Annotated in this window: 7 protein-coding genes and 1 tRNA gene; 5 read left to right on the top strand and 3 right to left on the bottom strand. The window is 62.4% G+C overall.

What is annotated here, in order from left to right; all coding sequences use genetic code 11:
- Positions 1–435: 435 nt before the first annotated feature.
- From BG22_RS09415 to BG22_RS09405, 3 genes are all read right to left on the bottom strand, one after another.
- Positions 436–780, bottom strand: coding sequence for a hypothetical protein (locus BG22_RS09415; protein ID WP_140495056.1), 345 nt, complete (start codon positions 778–780; stop codon positions 436–438).
- Between the two features lie 423 nt (positions 781–1,203).
- Positions 1,204–1,530: a hypothetical protein gene (locus BG22_RS11250; protein WP_258186313.1), complete on the bottom strand. Its 327-nt coding sequence runs from the start codon at positions 1,528–1,530 to the stop codon at positions 1,204–1,206.
- 508 nt (positions 1,531–2,038) lie between these two features.
- Positions 2,039–3,559, bottom strand: a complete 1,521-nt coding sequence (locus tag BG22_RS09405; RefSeq protein WP_140495054.1) for a xylulokinase — start codon at positions 3,557–3,559, stop codon at positions 2,039–2,041.
- A 218-nt stretch (positions 3,560–3,777) separates the two neighbouring features.
- Between BG22_RS09405 and BG22_RS09400 the strand changes: the two genes are divergently transcribed.
- The 5 genes from BG22_RS09400 to prmC all read left to right on the top strand — a co-directional run bounded on the left by BG22_RS09400 (position 3,778) and on the right by prmC (position 8,300).
- A complete protein-coding gene (locus tag BG22_RS09400) occupies positions 3,778–5,004 on the top strand; it encodes an ROK family transcriptional regulator (RefSeq protein ID WP_140495058.1) in 1,227 nt (408 codons plus the stop codon).
- Positions 5,005–5,189: 185 nt separating this feature from the next.
- Positions 5,190–5,266, top strand: a tRNA-Ile gene (locus BG22_RS09395).
- 360 nt (positions 5,267–5,626) lie between these two features.
- The gene (rpmE, locus tag BG22_RS09390) at positions 5,627–5,839 is read left to right on the top strand and encodes a 50S ribosomal protein L31 (protein WP_094666925.1); all 213 of its coding nucleotides are present in this window, start codon (positions 5,627–5,629) and stop codon (positions 5,837–5,839) included.
- 200 nt (positions 5,840–6,039) lie between these two features.
- Positions 6,040–7,128: a peptide chain release factor 1 gene (gene prfA / locus BG22_RS09385; protein WP_094666924.1), complete on the top strand. Its 1,089-nt coding sequence runs from the start codon at positions 6,040–6,042 to the stop codon at positions 7,126–7,128.
- 293 nt (positions 7,129–7,421) lie between these two features.
- Positions 7,422–8,300 carry a peptide chain release factor N(5)-glutamine methyltransferase gene (gene prmC, locus BG22_RS09380; RefSeq protein ID WP_094666923.1) on the top strand — a complete coding sequence of 293 codons (879 nt, stop codon included), beginning with the start codon at positions 7,422–7,424 and terminating at the stop codon, positions 8,298–8,300.
- Positions 8,301–8,408 lie beyond the last annotated feature (108 nt).

Raw genomic sequence — 8,408 nt, 5'->3', positions numbered from 1 at the left:
AGGCCAGTGCTTGGTATGGCAGCGACGCTGAGTGCGTCAGCGGTGTCGGGGAGCCAGTGGATGGTTGTTTGTCGCCGCCGGAAAGGGGCTCAGCGTCGCGGAGCGGCCGGTCACTGGCCTGATGGCGACGATACGGAGAATAAGCGGCGACCAGACGACGGTGTAGATGCCGTATGAGACGCGGTCTGGATGCCGTTTGGGTGCCGTACTGAGGCGGTACAGGTGTCGTATGAATCCCATACTGAGGCGGTACCGAGGCAATATGGATGCGGGCAGAGGCGCGATGGCATAGGCTCGATATGGAGTGCGCGGGAAAGAACATGTCCGTGCCGAATCGGTCATGTCTTCAGCGTTGTCGGTAAGATTCCCTAGCTCCGAAGAGATTCCACATCACTCGAATCGACCGTGGGAATGCGAAACGAAGTCGAGGGAATCCTACTTCCGCTTGGCCTTCTTGACGCGCTTGACCTTGGGGGCCGGCTTCTTGGGCTCGAGGAACGGCCACTTGGCCAAGGCCCAGACGTGGAACGGCGGAATCTTGCCGATGGCGAAGCCGATGACCAGACCGATCACGATGGCCCAAGTCTCAAGATCGCGTCCGGCGATGAGCAGGCCGATGAACACCAAGGCGATGATGAAGCACATCATCTGTGACGCGCGCGACTGCTTGGTGGTCACCTGATCAGCCTTCATCGGGATGAGGCCGAGAAACACGCCGCAGGGTATGCAGACAATGCCCAGTACCACGCTGATGACGATTCCCATGGTTGCTGAATCCATGACGCTCCTTTTATCTGTACTTTGCGGCGATGATACCCCGCGGATGTTCCATGCGCATGAAACGGACCACGGACGCAGGATTAGTCTGCGTCTTAGACCCGGGTGAACTGACTACCTTTCAGACTACCCCTCGGGTCCGCTTACCTGCCCTATCCAGTGGTCCGTCTCGCAATTGTTTGAGTGGTGTCGGCCCTCGCTGATGAGGGGCCGACTGAAGCTGATTGGGGGAGAGAAAAAGCCGAAGCCCTCAATTATTTAAGAGGCGGACAACTAGTCCTGCAGGGTATGGACTCGCTGTGCGCTCAGCCCTGCAAGCCCGTACGTGCCCGCAAGCAGCTCCACGGTCTGCTTCACGACAACGCCCTGACGGGGGTGAGAATACTTCTCACAGGACACTAACGTCAGTCTGCGGGGGCTTTGACATCATCTGTGGATTTGGCTTTTTGTCTCGCCATTCTTGGCGTCGTCCTCAACTTCAGTCGTAGTGCCGGACTCATCATCCTCGTCATCGGCCGTCTCGGACGGTTCCTGCCCATCCTCCTCGTCGTTCTTGCCCGGCTGCCGCCACCAGAGGATCAGCGCGTTGGCCGCGCAGTACACGGCCGCGATGCCGATGCAGACCAGAAAGATGATGTTCGAGGTGCTGATCATCGTGCCATCGGTCATCGATTCCTGCACGGATTGCCAGATCCAGACCACGCAGGCCACTGCGGTCAAGGCGTACAGCATCATACGGGAGCGGTCGTTCATAGGGATCTCCAGACTTCAACAAACCTCATGATTATAGCGCATCTTCGCATTCAGCCCCAGCTTAAAGGGGAAGCGGATAGGGCCGATCCCAGTCGGGGCCCGAATCGTAGGTCCTGGTCGCAAGTTCCAATCGTCGATTCCAATCGGCGGCCTGAATCGCAAGTCCCATTGCAAGTTCAAATTGGAGGCCTGAATCGCGGGTTCCCAATCGCAAGTCCAAATCGCAAGGCAGAACGATGCCCGCTCGTCGTATCGGTGCACTAATGGTCCATCTCTTAAATGATTGAGAGTTTCAGCTTTTCTCTCCCCCAGTCAGCTTCGCTGACAGCCTCCTCATCAGCGAGGGCCGATACTACTCAAACAATTGCGAGACGGATCACTAATCGGTGCGCTAATCAACTGGGGGCCGCCGTCCAAGAAAGGACGACGGCCCTTATGTGAGCCCTTGTGCGCGCCTCAACCTACGGCCGGTCAGGTTCGCCGTCCGCCTGCTGAACCCGCGCTACCCTCAGCCGCGGGCCTTGGCGTAGGCGGCGTAGACGGCCTCGGTGGGCTCGCCGGTCTCCACGCCTTCGATATTGAGCTTCCAAGCCGGCGGCTCAGCCTCGCCGGAGAGCACCCAGGCGGCCTGACGGGCGGCGCCGATGGCCACATACTCGTCGGTGGCCGGACGGGTCACGTCCATACCGAGGATTGAGGGCGCCAGCGTGCGAATCGCCACGGATTTCGCGCCGCCGCCGATTAGAAGGATGCGGCTGATCTTCGCGCCGAGCGAGCGGATGAGCTCCAGGCAGTCGCGCTGGGAGCACAGCAGACCTTCGACGAATGCGCGGGCCAGATTCTCTTTGGTGGTGTTGTGCAGCGTCAGGCCCGTGAGCGAGGCGGTGGCGTCCGGACGGTTCGGCGTGCGCTCGCCGTCGAAGTACGGCACCAGCGTGATGCCGCCTGCGCCCGGCTCGGACTGGAACGCCAGCTCGGCCAGCTCGTCGTAGTCCACGCCAAGGGCAGCGCGGCCGGCATCAAGGATGCGCGAACCGTTGATGGTGCAGGCCAGCGGCAGGTAGTGGCCGGTGCAGTCGGCGAAACCGGAGACGGCGCCCGTCAGGTCGTACACCGGGTTCTCGGCGATGGCGGCGGCCACACCGGAGGTGCCCAGGGAGATGGACACATCGCCCACAGCCATGCCCAAGCCCAGCGAGGCCATCGCGTTGTCGCCGCCGCCGGGTCCCAGAATGCAGCCGCCTTCAACGTCCTTGCCTGCGATGGACGGCGCGGCCTTCACCGCTGCGGCCTCGGTGGGGCCGAGTACGGTGGGCAGCACGATTCGTTCGGCGTGCTCGCGCGCGGCGTCCTCGCCCTCGGCGGCGGCCAGCACCATGGCGATGAGGTTGCGACGGTACTCGTTGTGTGCGGCGTCGTAGTAGATGGTGCCCGAAGCGTCCGAACGGTCGGTGAACAGCGCATCGAGATGCGCGTCCTCGCCCTCGGCCACAGGACCGTAGCCGGCGATACGCCAGCTCAGCCAGTCGTGCGGCAGACAGATGGCCGCGATCTTCTTGGCGTTGTCGGGCTCGTTCTCGGCGACCCATGCCACCTTGGTCAGGGTGTAGGAGGCGACGGGGGAGGAGCCGACGGCCTTGACCCAGCGTTGCTTGCCGCGGGCGGTCACGTCCTCCGGCTCGCCGTCCTCGGCCGGGGCCTCGCCGAGACGATCAATAAGTGCGGCGGCCTGCGGGGCGGAGCTGATGTCGTTCCACAGCATGGCGTCGCGGATCACGTTGCCCTGCTCGTCCAGAATCACCATGCCGTGCTGCTGCCCGCCGACCGCGAGAGCCGCCACGTCATCCAGGCCGCCGGCCTGTTCGGCGGCCTTCAGGAACGCCTCCCACCAGAATTCCGGGTTGACCGAGGTGCCGTCCGGGTGCTTGGCCTGACCGAAACGGACCAGTTCGCCCGTTTCGGCGTCCGTGATACGGACTTTTGTTGATTGGGTTGACGTATCCACGCCGGCGACCAGTGTTTGCGCCATATTCTCCTCCTCGGTGAGGTTCGCACGCCGGGGCTCGACGCGCCATAATCAATAAGTTAGACGATTAAACTATACTGTATCTCAGGTTGCGTTTGCAAGCTGGAACACGCGAAGAGGCGTGCAGGTCCAATCGTTGTGTCGCACAATGAATAAGGAAATGTCATGTGCGCGCTCACATCGATGCGGGTGGGGTCGGGCTCCAAGGAAAGGCGGGCGAGATGGCGGGTCTACGCAGAATCAATCAGGAGGATTTGCGCAATCATAATCTCTCGGTCACGCTGGACACCCTGTTGCGCGCGCAACGGCCGATGAGCCGTGCGGATCTGGCCAAGGAGACGGGACTGACCAAGGCCACCATGTCCCTGCTGGCCTCGATGCTGCTTGACGGCAACGTGATCGAGGAAGGCGAGCCGGTGGTGCTCACCACCTACGGCCGCCCCAGCACGCCACTCAGGGTGCGAGGCGGCACCATCGCGGGCATCGGACTGCAGATCAACACCGACGGCTACGGTTGCCTTGCTCTCGACCTCAACGGGGACACGCTCGGCCGGGAGTGGGTGAGCGCGGACATGACGGACACCGATCCGTATGAGATCTTCGCCAAGCTCGATGCCATGACCTTCCCGCTGGAAAGCCGGCTCAAACGACGCGGCTGCAAGGTGGTGGGCGCCGGTCTCGCGCTGCCGGGCATTGTGACCGACGACATGTGGCTGCTGGTGGCCCGCAACCTCGGCTGGGAGAACGTGAACCTGACCCGGTTCAACGTGGTGCGCCGGCTGGACGTGGTGGCCGGAAACGAGGCCAAGATGGCCGCCATCGCGCAGATTCCGGGATATGCCACTGAACGCGCCGCATTCCTCAACGTGGTGGACCGCATGGATTCGTTCGTGTACCTTTCCACGGATATCGGCATCGGCGGCGCGGTGGTGCGTGACGGCGAGGTGGTGACCGGATCGCATGGCTTCGCCGGGGAGGTCGGCCACCTATCGGTCGCGATGGATGGGCCGCTGTGCCGGTGCGGTCGTCACGGATGCTTGGAATCGTTCGCCGGCCGCCGTGCGCTGGTCGAAGCCGCGGGCATCGCCACCGACGAGGAGGCGACCAGCAGCGAGGCCATCGACAAGTTCCTCCAACGTTGGCGCTCCGGTGACCCGCAAGTGGCCAAAGTGGTGGATAAGGCCGTGGACGCGCTGGTTTCCGCCATCGCCTCCGCCGTGAACATGGTGGATGTGGACACCGTGCTGCTCGGCGGTCTGTGGACGCATTTCGGCGACGAGCTGGCCAACGTGCTCGAAAGCCGGCTGCGCTCCGAGATCCTTGGCTATCCGAATGTGAAGATTCGTGTGTTCGTGCCGCCTGTGGCCGAGCATCCCTCGCTGTATGGCGCGGCCGAGATGGGTCTGCGACGGTTCATCGACAATCCGCTGGCGTATATCGCGCAATAGTGCAATAGTGCAATGGCTTGGCGGGTCGCTCTTCCGTCGCTTTGTGATGTCGGCGGGCCGGATTCGACCTGATTCTTCGGTGATTCCCGAAGGCGCGCCTCTGTGGGAGTGGCTTCCGGCTGCCTGCGTGTTACACTGTACAGGTTGGTTTTCCGTGGGGCGGTACGTCGCGCGGCGGCCAGCGTGGGGCCATAGCTCAGTCGGTTAGAGCATCGGACTCATAATCCGCCGGTCCAGGGTTCAAGCCCCTGTGGCCCCACCATATTCCGTGCAGGCCGGATGCCCTGTGCCGTGGAGTCGTTGGCAAATTATGGCTGCCCCTGACTGTCCTCGGGCATGCTTCAGTCCCGCTTCGTAGGCCAGTTCATCTGCGATTATGGACGTGCCGCTCGCAATCAATTGGCTCGCCTACTGGCTTGTGCGTTACCGGCAAGCAGCTCCGGTCTGCTTCATGGCAACGTTCGGGCAAAGGGAGCCGAACAATGCAATCAGTGGTCTTTCGACGCGGGACATGAGGCATCCGCGATTCGTCCACATGCGCGAGTATCATCCCAAAGGTTCCGGTTCACGCATGCCATAGGGGCGTGCGACCCGGGTCCCCCGAATCATTAGGAGACGTAAAATGAAGCAGGGTATCCATCCTGATTATCACCCCGTTGAGGTGACTTGCTCGTGCGGCAACACTTTCGTGACCCGCACCGCTGGCAACGGCGATCACATGTTCGTTGACGTGTGCTCCAGCTGCCACCCCTTCTACACCGGCAAGCAGAAGATTCTCGACACCGGTGGCCGCGTTGCTCGCTTCGAGAAGCGCTACGGCAAGAAGAGCAAGTAGCAGACTTCACGCCAGTCCATATGGCTCGGCATGCTTCGGCATGCCCGCCGGGACTGGCGTTTTTGTATCTTTTCCCATCACTCCGCTCGTCGCCCGCGTCATCGCGACTGCGACATCAGATGATTGATTGCGCCGGCTGATGGCTCTCCGGCCCATCCTGGTATCCCACGGAAAAACAAAGACCTACGGAAAGAAGCGTCATGGCAGACGAACAGTTCCCGGCGGCGGCGACCGCACTCGAGGAGTACAACTCCATCGAACAGCAGATGGCAAGCCCTGAAATCGTGTCCAATCCGGACAAGCTGCGCAAGCTGGGGCGTCGTCATGCCGAACTCGGCTCCATCGTGAGCGCCTACAAGTCCTGGCTGCAGGTCAAGGATGATCTCGAGGCGGCCCGCGAAATGGCCTCCGAGGACGCGGACTTCGCCGCCGAGGCCAAGCGTCTCGAGTCCGAATTGCCGGCCGTGGAGGAGAAGCTGAGGACCGCGCTCATTCCGCGCGATCCGGATGATGCGCGCGACACCATCATGGAGATCAAGGCCGGCACCGGCGGCGAGGAGGCCGCACTGTTCGCCGGCGACCTGCTGCGCATGTACACGCGTTACGCGGAGAAGCGCGGCTGGACCGTCTCCGTGCAGTCTGAGAACACCACCGAGCTCGGCGGCGTCAAGGACGTGCAGATCGCCATTCGCGCCAAGGGCACCCCCGCACCGGAGGACGGCGTGTGGGCGTCGATGAAGTACGAGGGCGGTGTGCACCGTGTGCAGCGCATCCCCGTCACCGAATCGCAGGGCCGCATCCAGACCTCCGCGGCCGGCGTGATCGTGTTCCCCGAGGCCGACGAGGACGATGACGAGATCGAAATCGATCCGAAGGATCTGAAGATCGACATCTTCATGAGCTCCGGCCCCGGCGGCCAGTCCGTGAACACCACGTATTCCGCGGTGCGCATGACGCACATCCCCACCGGCATCGTCGTGAGCATGCAGGACGAGAAGTCGCAGATCCAGAACCGCGCCTCCGCGCTACGCGTGCTCAAGTCCCGCCTGTTGGCGATGAAACACGAGCAGGAGGCCGCCGAGGCCGCCGACATGCGTCATTCGCAGGTGCGTTCGCTGGACCGCTCCGAGCGCATCCGCACCTATAACTTCCCGGAGAACCGCATCGTGGACCATCGCACGAACTACAAGGCGTACAACCTTGACGCGGTGCTCAACGGCGACCTGCAGGCCGTCATCGACTCCGACATCCAGGCCGACGAGGCCGAGCGTCTCGCCAATCAGAAGTGACGATGGCCGGTCCGGCGTTGGGCGGCACATACGATGCGCGGCACACTCGAGGCCGTTTGGCCAAGCCTACAGTCGCGCATCGCATGTGCCGCCCAACGCCTCCTTTCGCGTGATTGCATTGCGTTTGACTGTTGAACAGGGGAGCGTGGATGTGATTTCGGTTGGCTTTGGCTGCCATATGTGATGTCCGACTGTAGGCTTGGCCAAACGGCCTTGAGCGTGTCGGACATCACGTATGGCAGCCAAAGCCTTCAGCTGGCGATTGCGATGTGTACATAGACGGAAGAGGAACAATGGGTGTTGCTGACGTGATTCGTTCGTCTGCGGCCGAGCTGCGTGAGGCGGGTATCGAGACGCCGGAGCATGACGTGAAGCTGCTGATGGCCGAGGCCGCGGGCATCGAGCTGAGGGATGTGGATAAGGCGCTGCTGATGGGCTCGGAACTCGGCTATGACGCCGACCGCTTCCAGTCGATGCTGGCACGCAGGGCCAAACGCGAACCGTTGCAGTACATCGTAGGGCACGTGTCGTTCCGGTACCTCGACCTCAAGGTCGGTCCCGGCGTGTTCATTCCGCGTCCGGAGACCGAAACCGTGGTGCAGGCCGGCCTTGACTGGCTCACCCGCCACGGCATGATGACCCCGCTCGTGGTGGACCTGTGCGCCGGATCGGGTGCCATCGGTCTGTCCGTGGCCACGGAGGTGCCGGGCAGTCGTGTCTGGGCCGTGGAATTGGCGCCCCATACCGCCGAATGGACCCGGCGCAACCTTGCGGAGACGGCGAAACGGTACCCTTCCATCACATCCAATTACCAGCTGGAGGTCGCCGACGCCACATCGATGGCCACTCTGGCCCATCTGGACGGCACGGTGGATATGGTCATCACCAATCCGCCGTACATTCCCGAGCTCGACGTGCCCGAACAGCCGGAAGTGCGTGACTGGGACCCCGAATTGGCGCTCTATGGCGGCTCCGCGGACGGCACGCTGATTCCCGAACGCATCATCGAACGCTCGTTCCGTCTGCTGAAGCCGGGCGGCGCGCTCGTCATGGAACATGACGTGAGCCAAGGCGACCGTCTCGTCGCCTATGCCCGGACGGCGGGCTTCGCCACCGCCATGACCGGTCGTGATTGGACCGGCCGGGACCGTTACCTGTTCGCCGAAAAGTAGTACGTAACGGTTTTACGACCGCCTTTTTGATGATGTAATGGGATGCAATTGCATTATCGTCTTGATTGCATTTGCGTCCCACAACGGTACGGGACACAAATGCAATTC

Source organism: Bifidobacterium sp. UTBIF-78 (genome assembly GCF_006408945.1).
Classification (GTDB): domain Bacteria; phylum Actinomycetota; class Actinomycetes; order Actinomycetales; family Bifidobacteriaceae; genus Bifidobacterium; species Bifidobacterium myosotis.
The sequence above is the reverse complement of the archived record's forward strand: the minus strand, read 5'-3'. Positions and strand labels throughout refer to the sequence as shown.

Bases quoted from the DNA above. Each gene is read 5' to 3' on its own strand.
- prfA (WP_094666924.1), top strand. From the start codon at position 6,040: ATGGCAGACGAACAGTTCCCGGCGGCGGCGACCGCACTCGAGGAGTAC.
- BG22_RS09405 (WP_140495054.1), bottom strand. From the start codon at position 3,559: ATGGCGCAAACACTGGTCGCCGGCGTGGATACGTCAACCCAATCAACA.
- BG22_RS09415 (WP_140495056.1), bottom strand. From the start codon at position 780: ATGGATTCAGCAACCATGGGAATCGTCATCAGCGTGGTACTGGGCATT.
- BG22_RS09400 (WP_140495058.1), top strand. From the start codon at position 3,778: ATGGCGGGTCTACGCAGAATCAATCAGGAGGATTTGCGCAATCATAAT.
- prmC (WP_094666923.1), top strand. From the start codon at position 7,422: ATGGGTGTTGCTGACGTGATTCGTTCGTCTGCGGCCGAGCTGCGTGAG.
- rpmE (WP_094666925.1), top strand. From the start codon at position 5,627: ATGAAGCAGGGTATCCATCCTGATTATCACCCCGTTGAGGTGACTTGC.
- BG22_RS11250 (WP_258186313.1), bottom strand. From the start codon at position 1,530: ATGAACGACCGCTCCCGTATGATGCTGTACGCCTTGACCGCAGTGGCC.